General features: G+C 39.7%; 16 protein-coding genes and 1 riboswitch. Of the genes, 9 read left to right on the top strand and 7 right to left on the bottom strand.

Annotated elements, in window-relative coordinates:
* The first annotated feature begins 231 nt into the window (after nt 1-231).
* Nucleotides 232-996: a DeoR/GlpR family DNA-binding transcription regulator gene (locus tag OSO01_RS15460; protein ID WP_147211432.1), complete on the top strand. Its 765-nt coding sequence runs from the start codon at nt 232-234 to the stop codon at nt 994-996.
* A gap of 57 nt (nt 997-1,053) precedes the next feature.
* On the opposite strand, the gene OSO01_RS15465 is transcribed toward OSO01_RS15460, so the two are convergent.
* The 4 genes from OSO01_RS15465 to OSO01_RS15480 form a co-directional block, all read right to left on the bottom strand.
* A complete protein-coding gene (locus tag OSO01_RS15465) occupies nt 1,054-1,620 on the bottom strand; it encodes a hypothetical protein (RefSeq protein ID WP_147211373.1) in 567 nt (188 codons plus the stop codon).
* Between the two features lie 265 nt (nt 1,621-1,885).
* A complete protein-coding gene (locus OSO01_RS15470) occupies nt 1,886-4,279 on the bottom strand; it encodes a penicillin acylase family protein (RefSeq protein WP_147211374.1) in 2,394 nt (797 codons plus the stop codon).
* A 239-nt stretch (nt 4,280-4,518) separates the two neighbouring features.
* Entirely contained in the window at nt 4,519-5,844 is a 1,326-nt protein-coding gene (locus tag OSO01_RS15475; RefSeq protein ID WP_147211375.1) for a 6-phospho-alpha-glucosidase, read from the bottom strand.
* A 24-nt stretch (nt 5,845-5,868) separates the two neighbouring features.
* Nucleotides 5,869-7,449, bottom strand: coding sequence for an alpha-glucoside-specific PTS transporter subunit IIBC (locus OSO01_RS15480; protein WP_147211376.1), 1,581 nt, complete (start codon nt 7,447-7,449; stop codon nt 5,869-5,871).
* Between the two features lie 150 nt (nt 7,450-7,599).
* On the opposite strand from OSO01_RS15480, the gene OSO01_RS15485 reads away from it, so the two are divergent.
* A complete protein-coding gene (locus tag OSO01_RS15485; RefSeq protein ID WP_147211377.1) occupies nt 7,600-8,358 on the top strand; it encodes a MurR/RpiR family transcriptional regulator in 759 nt (252 codons plus the stop codon).
* A 174-nt stretch (nt 8,359-8,532) separates the two neighbouring features.
* On the opposite strand, the gene OSO01_RS15490 is transcribed toward OSO01_RS15485, so the two are convergent.
* Nucleotides 8,533-9,741 (bottom strand): CDP-diacylglycerol diphosphatase, encoded by a 1,209-nt coding sequence (locus tag OSO01_RS15490; RefSeq protein ID WP_147211378.1) that lies wholly within the window; start codon nt 9,739-9,741, stop codon nt 8,533-8,535.
* 361 nt (nt 9,742-10,102) lie between these two features.
* Here OSO01_RS15490 and OSO01_RS15495 point away from each other — a divergent pair, with 361 nt between their 5' ends.
* The 7 genes from OSO01_RS15495 to OSO01_RS15525 all read left to right on the top strand — a co-directional run bounded on the left by OSO01_RS15495 (nt 10,103) and on the right by OSO01_RS15525 (nt 17,141).
* Entirely contained in the window at nt 10,103-10,972 is an 870-nt protein-coding gene (locus OSO01_RS15495; protein ID WP_246145185.1) for a MurR/RpiR family transcriptional regulator, read from the top strand.
* A gap of 5 nt (nt 10,973-10,977) precedes the next feature.
* On the top strand, nt 10,978-12,126 hold the full coding sequence (locus tag OSO01_RS15500; RefSeq protein ID WP_147211379.1) for an amidohydrolase: 1,149 nt from the start codon (nt 10,978-10,980) through the stop codon (nt 12,124-12,126).
* A complete protein-coding gene (locus OSO01_RS15505; RefSeq protein ID WP_147211380.1) occupies nt 12,113-12,931 on the top strand; it encodes a GNAT family N-acetyltransferase in 819 nt (272 codons plus the stop codon). Before OSO01_RS15500 ends, OSO01_RS15505 begins: the two co-directional genes overlap by 14 nt.
* The gene (menC, locus tag OSO01_RS15510; protein ID WP_147211381.1) at nt 12,928-14,034 is read left to right on the top strand and encodes an o-succinylbenzoate synthase; all 1,107 of its coding nucleotides are present in this window, start codon (nt 12,928-12,930) and stop codon (nt 14,032-14,034) included. Before OSO01_RS15505 ends, menC begins: the two co-directional genes overlap by 4 nt.
* Before the next feature lie 13 nt (nt 14,035-14,047).
* Complete coding sequence (locus OSO01_RS15515; protein WP_147211382.1) at nt 14,048-15,100, top strand: YkvI family membrane protein; 1,053 nt, start codon at nt 14,048-14,050, stop codon at nt 15,098-15,100.
* A 108-nt stretch (nt 15,101-15,208) separates the two neighbouring features.
* A riboswitch (purine riboswitch) is annotated at nt 15,209-15,310 on the top strand.
* A gap of 208 nt (nt 15,311-15,518) precedes the next feature.
* Nucleotides 15,519-16,589, top strand: a complete 1,071-nt coding sequence (locus tag OSO01_RS15520) for a solute carrier family 23 protein (protein ID WP_147211383.1) — start codon at nt 15,519-15,521, stop codon at nt 16,587-16,589.
* An 18-nt stretch (nt 16,590-16,607) separates the two neighbouring features.
* Nucleotides 16,608-17,141 (top strand): phosphoribosyltransferase family protein, encoded by a 534-nt coding sequence (locus OSO01_RS15525; RefSeq protein WP_147211384.1) that lies wholly within the window; start codon nt 16,608-16,610, stop codon nt 17,139-17,141.
* A 100-nt stretch (nt 17,142-17,241) separates the two neighbouring features.
* Here OSO01_RS15525 and OSO01_RS15530 read toward each other — a convergent pair whose 3' ends face one another.
* Both OSO01_RS15530 and OSO01_RS15535 read right to left on the bottom strand, forming a co-directional pair.
* Entirely contained in the window at nt 17,242-18,345 is a 1,104-nt protein-coding gene (locus OSO01_RS15530) for a Gfo/Idh/MocA family protein (RefSeq protein ID WP_147211385.1), read from the bottom strand.
* Nucleotides 18,346-18,408: 63 nt separating this feature from the next.
* Nucleotides 18,409-19,791 (bottom strand): glycoside-pentoside-hexuronide (GPH):cation symporter, encoded by a 1,383-nt coding sequence (locus tag OSO01_RS15535; protein ID WP_147211386.1) that lies wholly within the window; start codon nt 19,789-19,791, stop codon nt 18,409-18,411.
* Nucleotides 19,792-19,966: the final 175 nt, after the last annotated feature.

The raw sequence follows: 19,966 nt of genomic DNA on the forward strand, positions 1-19,966 counted from the left end.
GAATTACCTCCATCATATAAAACGAATATTAAGATAAATCACTTATCGTGTTAAGAATATGTAAATTATGAATATATTAAGCATAACTTATGCATAAAATATAATTTTATATACTTGCATTTATGCATGATTCATTCTAAATTTTATGTAAATAGATTGATTATACTGCAAATTGCCCGTAAACTTGGTATAAAGAATAATCCAATCAAAACGTTATATGAGGAGGATAAAATGCTTCCAGTTGAGAGACAGAAGAAAATGATTGATTTATTAACGATTAAAAAAGTGATGAAGATGCCAGAGCTTCGGGAAGAATTAGGTATCTCAATAGACACACTGCGCAGAGATATAAATGCTCTTGCTGAACAAGGAAAACTTAAAAAGATATATGGAGGCATTAAATTGGTCGAGCCTAAGTTTGGCGAAGCATCCATGGAAGAGCGGATGATCACCCATTTGGACGAGAAAACTGCCATTGCAAAAAAATGTGATGCATTTATTGAGGATGGGGACTGCATTTATTTAGACAGTGGCTCGACGACTTATCAAATTGCAAAATATATTAAGGAAAAAAGGAATCTGACAGTCATTACAAACTCTGTTCCTGTCATCCTGGAATTAATGAACAGTGCTATTGAACTCATTGTAATAGGCGGAAAGGTCAGAAAAAAGGAGCGATCTGTTGTAACCTATGATTACTTATTTAACTTTCATCAATTAAACATCCAGAAAGCCTTTATCTGTGCAAGCGGAATTACGATGGATAAGGGGATTTCGGATTATAACGTGGAGGAGGCCCTTGCCCGCAAAAAGATTGTTGCGCTTTCCCATGAGGTCTATGTTGCTGCGGACAGCTCCAAATTTGGAAAGAATGTTACGGTGAATATTGCCGGGCTGGATGAGATTGATTATGTTGTAACAGATCAAAAGGTGGATCAAGAGGTTATCAAGCAATTTGATGAGGTGGAGACGGAGCTGGTTGTTTCAGAGGAATAATTGAGATTACATATCAGAATGCATATACAGATCATTCTGATATGTAATCCTCGATAACTATTCCATTTCATCAGCTTCAGATAAACAAGACTTAAGAGCATCTTTATCCAGCATATCAAGCTCGGATTGTTCCGCAGGAAATCCTTCGAAGCTTTCCATTATGATAAAATCGTCCTCCCCTAAAGAAAACCTGGCTAATATATTTGATTCTGTAAATAGGCTACCTTTCTGATCTTCCAATTCTTCTAACAAAGAAACATCTATTATTTGGAAAGGGGATTCTTCAAAAAGCATATCTGTTCTTTCACTTTGCAGACACGCCTCTAACGAATCCGCTTTCATTTTATTGTTACCACTTGTCAGCTCCTGTATCTTTCCCCCATCTGCATCCAGTTGCTCCGTTTTAGACAAAACCATGTTCTCAATTGGAAAAACGCCATTTTTCTCTGTCAAAACCATATAAAAACTGCTCGCTACCAAAATAAAACTAATGAATAATAAACTTGCTGTACCAAATGTAATTGCTTCTTTTTTTATAAAAAATAACCTGTTGACCACTACGAATAAATAAACAAGAAATGCCACCAGACCTGCCACGAGCAAAAATATTGGCCAAATCTCCATTCTTCTCTCCTTTCTCCCTATAAAAGCATAGGGTAATTATTTATATCAGTTCATAAACTGAAACTAATGACCTGATACAATTATACTACAAAGCATGTAATTTATTTCATCATTTTTATAAATCGAGCCATTATAACTATACCGTTATCTAATAAACAAGTTATTAAAAACCACAAACGTTTTTTGGTCTATATCTGAAAATAAAAAATAATGACTCCCGCCTTAAACTGCATGCGGAAAACCATTATTTTTCATCCTCATCTATTCATTTCTGCGGCATCAGCTTCAATTCCAAACCTTCCGCATTATCCATCCTCGTTTCATGATAATTCCCATCAACCCAATCACTCATCTGGTCATGATACCACTCACTTCTGAAATGTCCGTCCTGCCCAGGCCCGACAATATGATATCCTGCATTCATATCTCCGGCATCTATCACAAAGCGCCAGGAAGCGCCGTGATCTACTACACCTGTTTTGGAATTATAACTGGCAGCCATTGGTGTCACACTACTTCCTCCAACTGGTATAGCATCTTCATTATTAAAGAAAAATGCTAAAAATGGGCTGACTCCTGATAATGGATGATTGAATTCAACCTGATGGTAGTCGCCCCATGTCCAGGCCGCCATATCCTCTCCATAATCTTCTGCCAGCTTTTCTAAGGCTGCTTGCAAAGATCCATGCAATACATTTTCTACCCCGCCATTTTCACCCAGCCAGATCGACTGCTCTCCATCTCTAGCCAATCGCAGCATATTATCTATCGATTGGGACTCTGTTGAAAATAAGCTTCTCATCGTATCAGGGATTTTCCCTTCATAGATTTCATTTTGAATCTCCTGCATCCAATGCTCAAAAATCAGCGGCTGCGGCTTATCTTTATCTGCTGTAAAGTTCCAATCTGCCAGCAGCTTTAGAGCTTCTTGTTCCTGTTCTGTCAATTCCGCATCATTCAAAGTTTCCTGAAAGAAAGGAACAAATTCCCGTGCTCTTAAATCCGTCTGATCCATTTGCAGATTCTGCATATCTTCCACTGTAAAATTATCTCCGGATTCCAGCACTTCCTCAATCCGTTCATAGCGATATGGCTGCGCCCACACATTGCTGATATGATAAGAGTAGCTATCCGGCGCAATTTTGTTATTGGCAGTTGCAATGAAGCCTTTCTCCGGGTTCACAACAGCAGGAAGCTCATCAAATGGGATAAAATCCTGCCAATCATTCTCTGCTTCCCAGCCGTTTAACGGTAATAGAGCATCTTTTCCATCCTCATAAATCGGGATTTTACCATTTGCTTTATAGGCAATGGTTCCATCCTGAGATGCAAACACGAAATTTTGTGCCGGAACTAGAAACTTCTCCAGACCTTCTTCAAATTCCTCCCAATCAGCTGCACGATTCATCTCCATAATTGCCTCTAATTCCGTACTCGCATCAAGCGCTGTCCATCTTAAAGAAAGTACCGTCTCTTTCCCGGTATCTTCAGCAAACTCTGAAATAACAGGTCCATGGCGCGTTTCTGTCACTTCATAATGAATCGTTTCTCCATCCTTTACTTTAATCGGCTCCTCAATGATTGCAGCCTCTTCCCACTCATCCTCATATAAAAACTCATTAGCATTATCCGGATTCCGCTTCTCAATATATAATTGCTGTACATCTGGACCCGTATTGGTTACGCCCCATGCTATCTGATCATTATGACCAAGAATAATCCCAGGCACACCGGCGAAAATAACCCCGCTCACATTCAGCCCATCCTCTGATTCCAAATGCATTTGCAGCCAAATGGATGGAGTAGCCAGTCCAAGATGCGGATCATCTGCCAAAAGAGGCATCCCTGACGCTGTTTTATCACCACTGACAACCCAGTTATTACTGCCATTAAAAGGATGAGGAATAATTGCATCCTCAAAGCTTGCCGCAATATCCAGCTCCTCCTCTTTAATAATTGCCGGTCTGTTTTCTGGGTATGCCGGGAATAATTCATATGCTTTTTCCTCATCATATTCATTGAGCAGATAATAATTAAAGGCCTGCTGTTCCCAATGTCCGCCAAGATCAAATGCCATAAATTTTCCTATCGTCAATGAATCCACCGGCGTCCATTCCTCCGGCTCAAACCCCATTAATTTAAATTCAATTGGTAAGCTGTTATTTGCCTTCGCTTCCTCTATATAAGCATTTACACCTGTAGCAAAGTCCTCCAGAACTTCTATGGATTCTTCAGAATAAACCTCATAGGATTCCTCTGCAGCACGTCTTAAACCGAGTGTCCGGAAATATTTATCCTGATTGACAGCATCCTCGCCAATCACTTCACTCAACATTCCCGAAGCCTGTCTTCGCGAGAGCTCCATTTGAAACATCCGCCGGTCTGCCTGGATGTATCCCTGCGCAATATACAAATCCCGGGCATTATCCGCCTGAATATGCGGTACTCCGTCTTCATCCGTTATAACCGTAACTTCATTCTCAAGTACAGAAAGCTCTACTGTTCCTTCTGTTATCGGAAGGGATTTATTTATGTACCCGTTTACAAACAAAAACGCAGCAAGTCCAAGAATAACAATAAATCCAAATATGCTGAGCAGGATTTTCTTTTTACTGAATCTATTTTTCTTAGGCGATGTTTCATAGACTTTCTTTCCCAATTACAAAATCCCCCTTAGTAACTCTCTTTTTAATGTCTGTCTCTAATGAGAAGCATAGCATGTTGGATTGGGATGTCAAGATTGCTATATTATGGAATATATGCTGCCTGATTCATTTTTATATCCCGGAAACTGGTTAAAAAGGTAAGAGACGCACAGCTTCATTTAAAGGTATATCTGGAAATCAAACAAACAGTGCAATATGAGCAGTTTCACCCATATTGCACTGTTTAAAAAATCTATTTCAGCTCCGGCCAGAATGCTTTATTCACCTCGATTAAGTCATCTAAAATATCTTTTGCTACTTTTGCACTCGGCACAGTTTTAGATAAAGTGATAGCCTGCCATAATTTTTGATAAGAGCCTTCTTCAAACGCTTCTACTACTAATTTTTCCACGCCAACCTGCTGTTCCATCAGGCTTTTTTGGAATCTCGGTATTTCACCTACAACCAGCTTTTCCGGCCCTTTGCTGCCGACGATACAAGGAACCTCCACCATTGCTGTCGGGTCAAAGTTAATAATTGCCCCATTGTTCTCTACAATCATCAGCATACGTTCTTTTGTATTAAAGGCAATCGCTTTTGCCAAGTCAACAATGTAAGAAGCATGCTCATCGATGGTCAGCTTTGTTTCCTCCGCTGAACCTTTCTCGATAATATCCCGGCACTCACCAAAAATAAATTTCTCACGGCCTGCCATTACTTCATTAGCACGTGTATATTCTTTATTGGAATGAGCAACTTCATAGTCTGGATACAGATAGTATTTTAAATACGTGTTTGGTACTGTTGAAGGATCAAGCACTTGAACATCCTTTGCTTTTTTAAGTGTACTGTTCCAGCTCTCCTGCTGTTCCAATTCAGACGTTCCATCCGTTGCGTAACCATGCTGACTCACATGCTCTGTCACTTTGGACATCAGGCTGTTTCCTTGCTTGTCACGGATATCTGTCCACCAGCCAAAGTGATTCAATCCATAGTAATCTACTTCCATCTCTTTACGTGATGATAACCCTAAGTTTTTCGCAATCAATTCTTCAATACCAATTGGCATATCACAAATATTTAAGATCTTAGAGTTTGGTCTTAATTTACGTGTTGCCTCTGCAACAATAGCTGCCGGGTTAGAATAATTTAACATCCAGGCTTCTGGGGAATACTTTTCCATGTAGTCTACCAATTCCAGCACTCCCGGGATGGAACGCATACCATAAGCAATTCCGCCTGGACCGCATGTTTCCTGCCCTACAACCCCATGCTTCAATGGGATTTTCTCATCCTGTTCACGCATGGCATATTTGCCGACACGAATATGTGCCATGACAAAGTCTACGTTAGTAAATGCTTCTTCAGGATTTGTGCTGGCCAGTAAGCTTATTTCCGGTGCACGTTCTTTTAATAAAATCTCACAAGCATCTGCAATCGTTTTTTGTCTGTCCCCATCATTATCATAGAGTTTAATCGTATCAATCGGGAACTCATCCAGATAATCCAACAGCATCAAAATAATTCCCGGTGTAAATGTACTTCCGCCTCCAGCAATGGTAATGTTAAACTTTTTCATAATAAAACTCCTCCTCATATATGTTTAAAGTTTCGCTTCAAAATAATCTCTTACTTGCGGTACACTCAGGCCAACAATCACCTGTATACTTTGACCGCTTTGAGCTATTCCGTGCGCCATTTGATTATTTGTAAAGTAATCATTTCCTTTGACCAAATCAGGGTCATTGACTGTCACACGCAGTCGTGTTGCACAGTTTGTAACATCTTTAATATTTTCTTTGCCGCCAAGTCCTTCTAAGTAATAGACCGCCTTCTCTTCATACTCAGAATCATATTTAGGAGCTTCCTCTGCATGATTACCATCATGTTTCGCATTTTGATAATCCTGTTTTGTGTATAATTTAACCTCCTTCTCGTTTTTACGGCCTGGCAATGGAATATCGAATTTAACAATAAGCCATCTGAATATGACAAAGTACAATGCTACAAAAATAAACCCTATAATAGCTTGGACTATATAAATTCCTCCATGATTGGAAGAGAGCGGAATCCAGTTCAATGCAGCTATCTCAATAAAGCCGGAGCCCATCATGCCAACGACACCAAACATGTTCATAATCGTCACCATTGTCGCTCCAAGAAGCGCATGGATAACAAATAGGTATGGCGCAATAAATAAGAATGTAAATTCAAGCGGTTCGGTAATGCCTGCAAATACTGCTGTTAATGTAGCCGGCAATATTAACGCAAGTACTTTCTTTCTGTTTTCTTTAGGTGTTGAATAGTACATGGCGAGGGCAATACCTAAACAGCCAAACATTTTAATGTTTCCATGCATTAAGAATCCATATGGATAGAGATCCTTTAAGGCTGCTGTTGAGTTAGCAAATTCATTTAAATGGGTAATCCAGTATGGCTTTAACCCTTCATTGACAGCTGCCGGTCCATATTCAAACGGTGTATAGATAAAATGATGCAGACCCGTTGGAATTAAAACTCGTTCCAGGAAATGAAATAGCCAGACACCGAGATAACCAGCCTGTGTAATGAATCCTTGTAATGAGCCGATTCCCTGCTGCACATACGGCCATACAAATGCAATAAGAAAAGCAAAAGGGATCATTACAAAAAAGCCAATAATGGTAACGAATACAAGGCCTTGGAAAATTCCCAGCATTTCAGGCAATTTTTTATCATAAAAATGATTGTGAATCCAAATGACAATGCCTGATATTGCAATAGCACCAATAATATTTGTATCCAAAGTCGGGATACCTGCAATCTCTTTTACACCTGTTAAGTTTTCAACTCCCTGGGATAAATCTACTCCAAAGGTAGATGGCCAAAGGGTTAAAATAGCATTGATATAATTGTTAAAAACCAGATAAACCATCAACGCCGCAAGTGTTGCACGTGCTTGCGCTTTCTTAGCAAGTGAAATGGGCAGCCCAATAACAAAAGCCAGCTCCATATGATCAAAAATTGTCCATCCTCCACTTTCAATAATCGACCAGATGTTATACCACATCGTACCCTCTTCAGCGATGCTCCCCATGATAGCCGGATTTTTAAATAAAGTTGCAAGTCCGACAACAATACCAAAGAACGCAAATAAAAGAACAGGAACAATCATCGCACTGCCAAACCGCTTAATTGCATTCATAAACAAAAACTCCTTCGTCTTAATCTGTAATTCCAATATATAGGCAGCGCTTACAAATTCCAATAGGTTTGACGTGTTTAGAAATAGCATAGTAACATTAGATTATATTTTCATAGAACGAAAATATTTTCAGCAGAAGGGGTGAACGAGATGATTTTAGATAAACTGGTAAACCAATACTTTGATGATTTAAATGAGAACGACTTACATATTATTAAAACGATTCATGAACATATTGATGAAATGAAGACGATGAAAATTCAGGATCTGGCTAACTATGCTCATACTTCCATCTCTTCCATCCATCGCCTTACCAGAAAGATAGGTTTAGATGGCTATAGCGATTTAAAATCTTATATTAAATTAAATAGTTTCACCGAAGAGACAACTCAGGATTTAATGGAGCTGCTCAACCAGGATATACAGCAGACAATGAAGTACATGGAGCAGCTGGACTTTTACCAGCTAAATCAGCTGATTGATCGCGCTCCTTATATCTATATTTACGGCACAGGAACGGCACAGCTGGATTTAGCCAATGATGTACAGAGGCAATTATGGTCGCTCCATAAGAAATCCCAGGTAATGCGAAGTGAGCGGGACTTTACAGATGGACTTGGGGAAATTGATAAGGACGATCTGTTATTTATTATTTCTTTATCTGGAGAATCGAAAAACCTGGATGAAATCATTCATATGATTAAAACAAGAAATATTAAATATATCAGCGTAACAACATTGCGTAATAATTTACTTGCTCAAAACGCAATGTTTAATATCTATGTAAACAGCACACCATTTTATCTGTATAATAAAGTGGACAACTCGAGCTTTCTGCCGTTCTATATTGTTTTTGATATTATTCTCAGAAAGTTTAGTGAGTGGAAGATGGAACAGCTGAAGAAATAAAAATTAATTAACAAGCAGCGCTTAGGAGGAGCCCTGTATCCTCCTTATTTAAACCAAAGAACCTCCTGCATAATAAATTTGCACTGCTGATGTGCTCCATTATTATGCAGGAGGTCAATTATTAGAAAGAAATAGAAGAACAGCATGACAGAAAAGCTGTTCTTCCTTTTTATGTTAGTTGGTAAATGATTCTTTCTCCTTATTCTCCTCCTCTTCCTTCTCCCTTTCCTTTTTCAACCGCTCCTGGCGCTGACGCTGCCGATAGCCATAAGTCGCATTCAGCACAACATCTTCATCCTCTAACGCTGTACCCAGCGCACCAATAACTGTAGCCACACTGGCAGCAATCCAGGCAATATAGAAATAATTACTTAGCCCTGGGGTCCCCGTAAGCTGATCCTCCAGCATCCCCATTGGAATAAAAACAAATACACCGACAAGGAATAAACCAAACAGCATGACATAGTAAATACACACCGTAATCAATAAAGTAAAAAATGTCGTCGCATTATACAGCCTTCGCACATAGCTGATATTCTGATCCCGCTTCCTCTCCCATAACCGATGAATCAAAATAATCCATACTGTCATCGCCAATATAGAAAAGACAGTAAGCAAACACATTCTGAAAATCGTATAATGCTCGCTTAATAGCCACAGGGTTGGAAAAACAAGTGCATAAGAACCCGTAGCAAAAGCAATGATCAGGATTTTCATAAACGACGGAAACAGAGACCAGGGCCGATTGGCTCGTACCATTCCAGCCAATAAACGGATAGAAATACTTCCTCTGCGTCCGACTGTAAAACGCACATCCAGGTATTCCTCTTCCCCATCATTTGGTGTTTCACGCTTAAGCGGAGACAGCCAGCCAAGAAATCTGCTCGTCATTAGATTTTTCGAATCATCCACATCAATCCCTTTATGCTTGCTTCTCTTTGACTCAATACGCAATGCAGAACGCTCCCGGCTCTCCTCTGAGCTCCCATAGTACATTTCATTAACGAGCTGCATGATAGATTCCCGCAAACGCCTGATCATAAAGGTAGAGCCAAAGCTGGGCATGCTAATCAGCGCTATATTTTCATCCTCATTTGCCTCAGCCACAATCATTCGATTTTCTATAAACAATGGAATGTCCGTCAGACAGACCGCATAATCCCATTCCTTCTCCTCTTTCTTTTCCTTTGTTGCCTCCAGTATTTCTTTAGAATTTGCTCCCCCGCCGAGCAAGGGATCTTCTATATAATCAATTTTCCATTCTACTTCTTCTTTTACATAATAATCCAGCAATGATGGCAATTCATTTTGCAGCCTTGCTCCTATTTCTTTTGGATAACCAGGTGCAGTTATTAGACCGATATATTCTGTTGTTTCACTCAAATTAGTTTCACCTCTATTTTTTTGTCTGCTATCTTCTGGTATAACTATGTTCCTTTAACCGAAAAACGGAAAGATTAAACACTTCACTCCTAGAATTAAAATGAATCTGACTTCTGTCTAACCTTACCCATCATGTAATAAATATTAATTAACCTTGAAAAAATACATCTTTATTAAAAATAAAACTTCTACTAACCTGAATTTGCCCTTTTCCTCATAATTCATCAGCATCTGGATACGCTGTCATAATAATAACTCTATATTATTTTTTCTGAAAATTACTTGTTATCCCTCTATATTTATGTTAAAGTTTTAAAAAGTTTAAACTTCTTTTTCTTAAAAATGAAGGAGGGACTTCTTTTTGGAAAATGACCAACCAATTAAAGAATTAATTGAAATGCATTTTAATACCTTATCAAAAAAACAGCAAAAGGTAGCGAATTTCGTATTAAATAATCCAACCTTTGTTGGTACACATTCCGCAGCTGAGGTTGGAAAGAAGGCCGACACAAGTGAAACAACAGTTATTCGCTTCTGTTATGCACTTGGGCTTGAGGGCTACGCGCAGCTGCAAAAGAAAATCACCTTATTTGTTTTTAACCAAAATAGTGTCAGTACACTGGGGAATTATTTTTCAGCTAAAAGGAAGCTGTTTAATGATCACCATCTGATTGAGAAAGCAATGGAAAAAGATATAGCGCAAATTGACAGAATTGCTAAACAAATAGATAAAGAATTATTCTATAAAGCCACTCATCAATTACATCAAGCAAAAAAAATATATATTATCGGAGCCGGTGCATCACAGTTCCCTGTCCAGTGGCTCCATTTTACATTAAATATCCTGAGGCCAAATGTATCAATTATTCAAACAGATACACCGGAGCTTATTCGGACAATGCAGGAAATAGATGAGGACTCTGTCGTCATCGTTATTTCCTTACACCGCTACTTTAAAGAACCGATTCATATCGCGGAAGCCCTTCATAATCAGGGAGTAACTGTGCTTGCCATAACTGATTCCAAGCTGGCGCCGATTCAAAAACACTGTACCCATGCTTTTATATTGGAGCAAACCGAAAAATCAACAATTGATTTAATGCCATCACTTATTTCCTTCCTTAATTTAATGGTAACAGGAATGATGACATTTGATCCGGATTATTATGATAAGCAGCGCGTGAACTTCGATGATTTTAACAATAGTTTTATTTCTGACAGATGGAGTTGAGAGTAATGACAAATCAACAATTAGCAGAACGATTACAGCCAATCTTTGAGCATTTTCATAAGAACCCGGAAATAAGCTGGAACGAAGTAGAAACAACAGCATATCTGGTGCGTTTTTTGCGCCAGCAGGGTTTAGAACCGCATACATTTGATAATATGACAGGATTATATGTAGACATCGGGAAAGGGACTCCCAAGGTTGGGTTCAGAACCGATATAGATGCTTTATGGCAAGAGGTCGATGGAGCATTCCAGGCAAACCATTCATGCGGTCATGATGGTCATATGACCGTAGCTCTCGGTGCTGTCCTTTTATTAAAAGAGCTCGAGCCTACCTTGCCAGGAGCTGTTCGCATCCTTTTCCAACCGGCCGAAGAAAAGGCACAGGGGGCAAAGGCTTTTGTTGATCAGGGTGTTATCGATCCGCTCCAGTTTTTATTCGGTACACATGTCCGCCCTCTCATAGAATTAGAAGATGGAACCTACGCACCAGCACTGCATCATGGCGCAGCTAAGCTTTTCACTGGAGAGATCCATGGTGCAGAAGCACACGGTGCAAGACCGGAGCAGGGAGCAAATGCTATTGAGGCTGCAGCAGCGCTGATTGACGGCCTTAAGCGTATTTGGATCAGCCCTGCTGAATCTGCTTCTATCAAAATGACACAAATACAGGCAGGCGGAACATCAACAAATATCATTCCGGGCAGTGCAGCATTCAGTATTGATGCACGGGCACAAACAAATGAAACAATGGATGCTTTGACCGCAGGCTTTGAAAAGGCTGTTAAAGCTGTCAGTACACTGTATGATGTTTCCATTGATTACAAAGTAGATGCACATATTGCTGCAGCTCAAGTGGACGACACAGCCAAATCCATTATGAAGCAGGCAATTATCGATGTGGCAGGAGAAGAAAATTGCGTGCCGGAAGTCATTACACCAGGTGGAGAAGATTTTCATTTTTATACGTATTCCAAGCCGCAGCTGCAAACAACGATGCTTGGTCTCGGATGCGGGGTTACACCAGGACTCCATCATCCAAAAATGACATTTAATCGAAAACGCCTGCCGACCGGAGCTGAAATTATTACACGGGCACTTGTTCTGGCATTACAACAGACAAAGAAAGAAGCGATCCAAAATGATTCAATATAAAGAACTGAAAACAATGGCAGAAATGGAACAAATGCAAGAGCTTGAAGGAAGAGTGTGGGGAATGGCAACTCTCCCCACCCACCAGACGCTTACCGCAGTCAAAAACGGAGGCATCATTGTCGGAGCTTATGCAGACAGCAAACTAGTCGGCTTCAGCTATGGATTTGCAGGCTTCGATAACGGCAAAAGCTATCTATGCTCTCATATGCTTGGTATTGACTCGGCATACCGTTCCCAGGGTATCGGAGAAACGCTGAAGCAAAGACAACGGGAAATCGCCATCCAGAAAGGTTATGACATGATGAAGTGGACATATGATCCGCTGGAAACACGTAATGCCTATCTTAATCTCACCAAGCTGAACGGTATTTGCAACACCTATATTGAAAATTGTTACGGCGAAATGCAGGATGGCTTTAATAAAGGGCTTCCTTCAGACCGCTTTGAAATCCATTGGCATCTGAAAAGCCCATACGTGGTTGAAAAACAATTGGTAAACCCAGAAAACCCGATAGCTTTAAATACACTAACCTATAATCAGGCAGGCTTACCCGCCTTTCACAAAGGAAAACAACCACCTGAATTAACTGAATATTCCTATTCCATAAATATACCTAAGGATTTTCAAGGTCTAAAAGCAGCAAGTCAAGATTTAGCGATGGATTGGAGACTGCAGACAAGGGAATTGTTTCAGAAACTTTTTAAGGCTGGCTACGCAGCTGTACGACTGAAAGCCCTTGAAAACTACGGAAAATATATTTTTGTAAGGAAAGAAAACTTAGACCTTGGAGGAGATCAATCATGAAAATAAAAGAAATTACTATTCGTCATTTGCAAATGAAATTAAAAGCACCTTTCACTACAAGCTTTGGCACATTTACGAACCGGGACTTTTTATTACTGGAAGCAAAAGATGAGGATGGCACCATCGGCTGGGGGGAATCTGTTGCATTTCACGCACCTTGGTATAATGAGGAAACATTGCAAACCAACTGGCACATGCTGGAGGATTTTCTAATCCCGCTTATTTTAAATAAAGAATTAAAACACCCTGATGAAGTAAATGAAATCTTTTCAGCCATCCGGAAAAATAACATGGCAAAATCAACACTCGAAGGAGCCGTCTGGGACATTTATGCACAGCAGACCAACCAGCCTCTCGCAAAAGTATTAGGCGGAGCAAAAGAAAAAATTGAGGTCGGTATCAGTATCGGCATTCAAAAATCCATTAATGATCTCGTCAAATTAGTAGATGGCTACATTCAAGAAGGCTATAAACGCATGAAAGTAAAAATTAAGCCCGGCTGGGATGTAGATGTGATGCGTACATTACGTGAAAAATTCCCGGACACAGCCATTATGGCAGATGCTAATTCTGCCTATCGTTTAGCGGATATTGACCTGTTAAAACAGTTAGATGACTTTGACCTGACTATGATTGAACAGCCATTAGCATCCGACGATATTATTGATCATGCAAAATTGCAAAAGGAACTCAAAACACCAATCTGCCTAGACGAAAGCATTCACTCATTAGAAGATGCACGTAAAGCAGTCGAGCTCGGAAGCACAAAAATTATTAATATTAAAATCGGCCGGGTCGGCGGATTAACTGAAGCGAAGAAAATCCACGATTACTGTGCAGAAAACGGTATTCCAGTGTGGTGCGGCGGTATGCTGGAATCAGGAATCGGCCGTTCACATAATGTTGCCTTAACAACTCTGCCAAACTTTATTTTACCTGGTGATACTGCCGGATCCAGCCGCTACTGGGAAAAAGATATTATTACACCGGAAGTTGTTGCAGAAAATGGTTATATTACCGTTCCAACAGAAGCTGGAATTGGTTATGAAGTAGACCGGGAAGCTGTAGAGGCTTACACCGTAGCAAAGAAAGATTACAGATAAGGGAGATAGTCAGATGAAAAAGAGTTTTCAAATAGGAAGCGCCTTTGTTGGTCTTATTGTCGGAGCTGGATTTGCATCAGGGCAGGAAGTTATGCAATACTTTACCAGTTTTGGTATTTGGGGAACAGTCGGCGGAATTATCGCCACCCTTCTCTTCGTCTTTTTAGGCTACACCTTTGCCCAGCTGGGAACCGACCTGCAGGCAGCCTCCCATAAAGGCGTTATTTATTATATAGGCGGACGTTATATCGGAGCAATATTGGATATCTTGATTACCTTTTTCTTATTCGGTGTAGCCGTCGTTATGTTTGCTGGCTCCGGATCCACCTTTGAGCAAATGTTTGGAATTAATACAATGGCAGGAAGCATCATTATGGTGGCATTGACTATTCTGACATTACTATTAAATACACAAAAGATTATCGGCATCATCGCAGCCATTACACCTTATTTAATTGCGATTATCTTTATCATTTTAATCTATTCTATTTTCACAATGGATTTATCCCTTACTGAAGCAGATGCCATAGCAAAAGAACAAACTTCTGCAGCATCGAACTGGCTGTTAAGTGCTTTTCTCTATGTATCTTACAACCTGGCAGCAGGTGCAGCATTGCTAATCGTTATGAGCGGCGGCGAGAAAGACCGTAAAATTGCCGGTCTTGGAGGTATTTTAGGAGGCGTTATGCTTGGCGGTTTAATTATCCTGATTCACATCGGTATGTTCGTAAAAATAGATGTAGTTGCGGGAATGGACATGCCAACCCTTGCATTAGCGGAACAAATTCACCCTATTGTTGGTATTCTGATGGCCATTGCCCTGCTTGGTATGATGTATAATACGGCAGTTGGTATGTTTTACTCCTTTACCGTACGATTTATCGCACCTGATAGAAAAGCCTATAAGCCTGCTGTGGTTATTATTGGGTTACTTGGATTTGTGGCAAGTTTTGCCGGATTTACAACACTTGTCGGAAAGGTATATTCTACGATGGGTTATCTGGGATTTGCTTTGATTATTGCAGCGATTATTGCCTGGTTCAGAAGAGGTAAGGCCAAGGTATAAATATTTGAAGCGGCATTCTCAAAACAAAGCTATTTAAAATATCTTCTTTTAAAGTAATTATCAATTCTTATTGTCTTTATCATTTTATTGTGATAAATTTTATTCGTAATCAAAAAATAAATAGCACCCCGTATATTCCTGGTAATATGGTCCGGGAGTCTCTACAGAGTAACCGATAATTACTCTACTATGGACGGTTAATTATAATAGAACACACTGACTGAGCAAGTACACACGGAGTGTACTGATTTTTTGTTGTTGATTCTAGTTATCTGGTCGTCTATCTAAAATAGGCGGCTTTTTCTATATACAACCTGATTACATCTAATTGGCGGCTGGGATCATTCTATTATAATTACTGATAAAACCAACCTCTATTTAATTAATGCAGATATGCGGGTGCAAATGGAGGAAATGCATGGATATTTTAAAGGATATTCTGGCAGCATTAAGCGGTGTGCTGAATGGACTGCCTCAAGGCCTGTTAGCATTAGCATTCGGCTTTGCTTCAGTCCCTACTGCTTTAGCATTTATTGTCGGAGCTGTGGGAAATGCCTTTACTGGAACAGTAGCAGTCATTTCATTTCAAGCAGAGTCTATTACTGTTGCCGGTACGTTAGGGAAAAATATGAAGGAAAGGCTGTCTATGCTTTTCTTTGGAGCCTGTTTCATGGTGATCATTGGTGCCTTCGGTTTACTGGAGCGCATCGTGGAATGGATTGGCCCCGTTGTTACAACAGGTATGATGGCAGGAGTTGGTCTGATGCTGACAAAGGTAGCCTGGGATATGGCTAAGAAAGATAGACTGGCTGGAATTATCTCCTTTGCCAGTGCACTGGTTACTTATATTGCGACGCAGGATCTCGTTTATACCATCGCCGTTTCAGTGATTCTTTCCAGCTTGATTTACTATTTTGTTCACAAAAATGATACTGCCGGCGCAGCTCAATCTCTTCCTAAAGAGAAGATAGCACTCCAGCCCTTTGTTTTTAATCCAGCTGTTATCCGTGGAGCTCTGGCATTGGCCTGTTTAAACATTGGTGCTAATATCGCCTTTGGTAATATTAATAGTGCGATTGCTGAAAAAAGCTTAAATCTTGATGTTCTTACTGTCATCAGCGGTGTTGCTTCTATGGTCTCTGCTCTATTCGGCGGCGGTCCTGTTGAAGTTGTTATTTCTGCCACAGCCAGCGCTCCTCATGCCGTCTGGTCAGGCGTCTTAATGATGGTTATCATGGCAATTATTCTTCTTTTTGGCATCCTGCCGAAAATAGGGAAATACATACCGACCGCATCGATTGCAGGCTTCTTGTTTGTTCTGGGAGCAATCGTTACATTACCGGGTAATGCAATCGAATCTTTAACAGCAGATGGTTCTGGCGGCATCGTCGGAGCAACTACGATTGTGGTAACATCCATCACCGATCCTTTTGTCGGTATGGTCGCAGGTGTCGTCATGCAGTTCTTAATTAATTTATTCGGATTCTAATAAAACGAGGTGGACAGAATGAAAACATTTGAGATTGATATAAAAGGCTTGAAAAGAGTATTGCCAATAGTTGCTGTAGCAGAGGATTTAAAGATTGCCAGTTTTGATATTCTGGGAGATACGGAATTAGTCACTTATCTTGCTCCATTATTAGCAGAAAAGCTGCCGGAAATTGACTATATCGTAACAGCTGAAGCAAAAGGTATCCCGTTAATTCATGAAATTTCAAAAGTGTTAAAAATGGATAAATACATTGTTGCGAGAAAAAGCATTAAACCTTATATGCAGAACCCGCTGATTAAAAAGGTAACCTCCATTACAACACAAAAGGAACAGACCTTGTGTCTTGATGGAAAAGATGCTGATTTACTTCATGGAAAAAGAGTTGCCATTATCGATGATGTAATCAGTACAGGTGAATCTGTACGTGCTCTGGAGGAGCTTTTGGAAGGAGCAGGTGCAAATGTTACAGCAAAAGCTGCTCTTTTAGCAGAGGGCAGTGCTGCCGAAAGGAAAGATATTATCTTTTTAGAGGAATTGCCTTTATTTTAGGTAAGAATATAAAAACATCCGAATCCTAAAACGAAATTTTGTTTTAGATCCGGATGTTTTTGATTAGAATGATAAGCCTGAATTATTTGCCGGCTTGCCTTTAGATACCTTTCCCGCTCTTTAAAATATCCATTGGTAAAGTAGAAGGCGTCTCAAAATTCGATTTCATATTATAATATTTCTGATCCTTGCTGGAAGTATATAATCCCTGCATTGCTTCTAATACATGAAGGCCAAGTAAACCATCTGCCCGATGCTGCCTTTGCCTGAGGATAGCATCAGCCATGTCTAAAACTCCTATTCCCCTGCTATTTCCTCTGAAGCTATGTGTAAGCGGTACTTCTTCAAAATCTAATTGGCCCTGTTTTTTCACGTAAACTGAACCAGAAAAATTATTAGGATCCGGAACGATAAGACTGCCGGTGGTACCATGAATTTCAATATTAGAGCTTCTCGTTCCCCACACATCAAAACTCGTAATAAGTGTACCTATCGCTCCGTTTTGGAAATCCAATAAACCTGCTACATGTGTCGGTACATCGACATCGATTTCTTCACCGTAGTTAATTTCTCCAGTAATTACCCGCTTAGGAGAGGATATCTTTGCCATACCTGCCACACTCTTTATCGGCCCTAACAAAGCAGCTAGTGCAGTTAAATAATAAGGTCCCATATCAAATAGCGGTCCCGCCCCTTGCTGATATAAAAATCCCGGGCTTGGATGAAAGCTTTCCGGTCCACGGTACATCATAAATGCAGTAGCAGCAAGGGGAGCGCCTATCCATCCGTCATCAATTAATTTACGTGCTGTTTGAATTCCGGCACCTAAAAAAGTATCTGGAGCTACCCCAACTAACAGATTCTTTTCTTTTGCCAAACGCATAATCTCTTCGCCATCTTTTAATTCTGTTGCTAAAGGTTTTTCACTATAGCTATGCTTGCCAGCATCAAGTGTTTTAAGATGAATTTCCGCATGTGAATTCGGATTGGTCAAATTAACTACTAATTCAATATCCGGATTAGCTAAGAGCTCTTCAACCGTACAAGCTGCCGGTATACTAAATTCCTGTGCTTTCTCCTCAGCTCTGGAAATATCTAAATCAGCACAAGCTAATACCTCTATGTTATAAAACGCTTTCAAATTCTCAAAATAAATAGAACTAATATTTCCACAACCGATAATTCCCACATTTATTTTTTGCATATTTAAGATCCTTTCTTTCTACTTTTAAAAAGCCTATTTTAAACTCTTCATAATCTAATTATTTTAGTCCCTGTTCCTTAAATCAGCAACAATAGAAGCGTGAAATTTATCCAATTTGTAAAAAAAGAGAGCTATAATTTGAGCAATAGTCAGGACAATCAAACCAGCATACATAATAACTCTTATCATATCCTGAGCAGAAGCAGTAATAGCGTCAGGGTTATATCCTGCCCACGCCAGAGCATATGCCACTGCAGCCGATCCAATGGCAATACCAAATTTAGTGGCAAAACTATAAGCAGAGTACAGTAATCCATCTGTTCTTTGCCCATATTTCCACTCCTGATAGTCGATAGAATCTGCTAATAAAGCAAAGTTTGCAGCACCATTAACACCAATAAAAGTAAATGCGATGAAAAAGACTGTTGTAAAAACAGTAAATGATCCATTTTCCAATAAGAGCATGGCAATAAATAACGGAACACAAAGTGTCAGTAAAATAATACTCCCATTTCTATTGCCCAATCGTTTAAGAATAAAAGGGGCAATGGCTCCTCCTACAAAATTCGCGACATTTGCCAGAGTTAAATATAGCGGAACCATTTGCGGCTGTTCTAATACATAAGTTACATAGTATATTAACACCCCAAAGAATAGACCGATACGCAGAAAATAAATCAAAGAATTGACTGCCACCATCAACCAGGGTTGATTTTTAAACATGTTGACCGCAGCTTTTCTAAACACTATCGGATTATTTTTATCAACAGGTTCCGTAAAACGTTCCTTGCAAAACTTAAAAGTAAACATAAATAAAACAACGCCAACTACTGAATAAAGAGCCATCGTAATAGGGAACCCCAGCTGCTGGTTACCATTTCCCAATAAATCAACCAGCGGAAGTGTAAGAGCAGAGACCGCAATTGATCCGGCAGCGAGTCCCATCATTCGAAAACTGCCTAATTTGGACTTCTCAATGGAATCCCTGGTCATAAGAGGCAATAATGCTCCATAAGGCAAATTGATCCCTGTATAAATCATACCTAATAGAAAATAAGTAACATACGCATAAATTATTTTTCCTGTATTTGAAAAATCAGGAGTTATAAATGTCAGAACACTCAAAATCGCGAACGGAACTGCTAAGTATAATATATAGGGCCTGGCTTTTCCATGTTTTGAATTTGTTTTATCTACAATAATACCCATAATAGGGTCATTCACAGCATCCCAAATTCTTGTAATTAGAAAAAGCGTCCCAACCACTGCAGCTGATATCCCAAAAACGTCTGTATAAAAGAAGAGCAGATAACTTGTTGTCATTCCCCAAACAAAATTTGAAGCTAAATCGCCAAAACCATAACTGACTTTTTCCAGCATTCCTAATTTTTCCGGTTTTCCTTTTTTTATTTCCGGCACTGCAGGACTAACATTTAATTCTGCCAATACGTCTCTCCACCTCTCCTAAAATTATTTTTCCATCTGAAATTTATCTGCTTAAGAACAAGTTTTTCATATAAAATGCGTGTTTAAAAAGTAGTCAAATTAGAAGCAAGAAGATCCAGGCGACGTGACTTTTCCGAACGGAGCGTATGCTTTTAAATACGTGAGTAACGGAAAA

The sequence above is a fragment of the Oceanobacillus sojae genome (assembly GCF_007991515.1).
Classification (GTDB): domain Bacteria; phylum Bacillota; class Bacilli; order Bacillales; family Amphibacillaceae; genus Oceanobacillus; species Oceanobacillus sojae.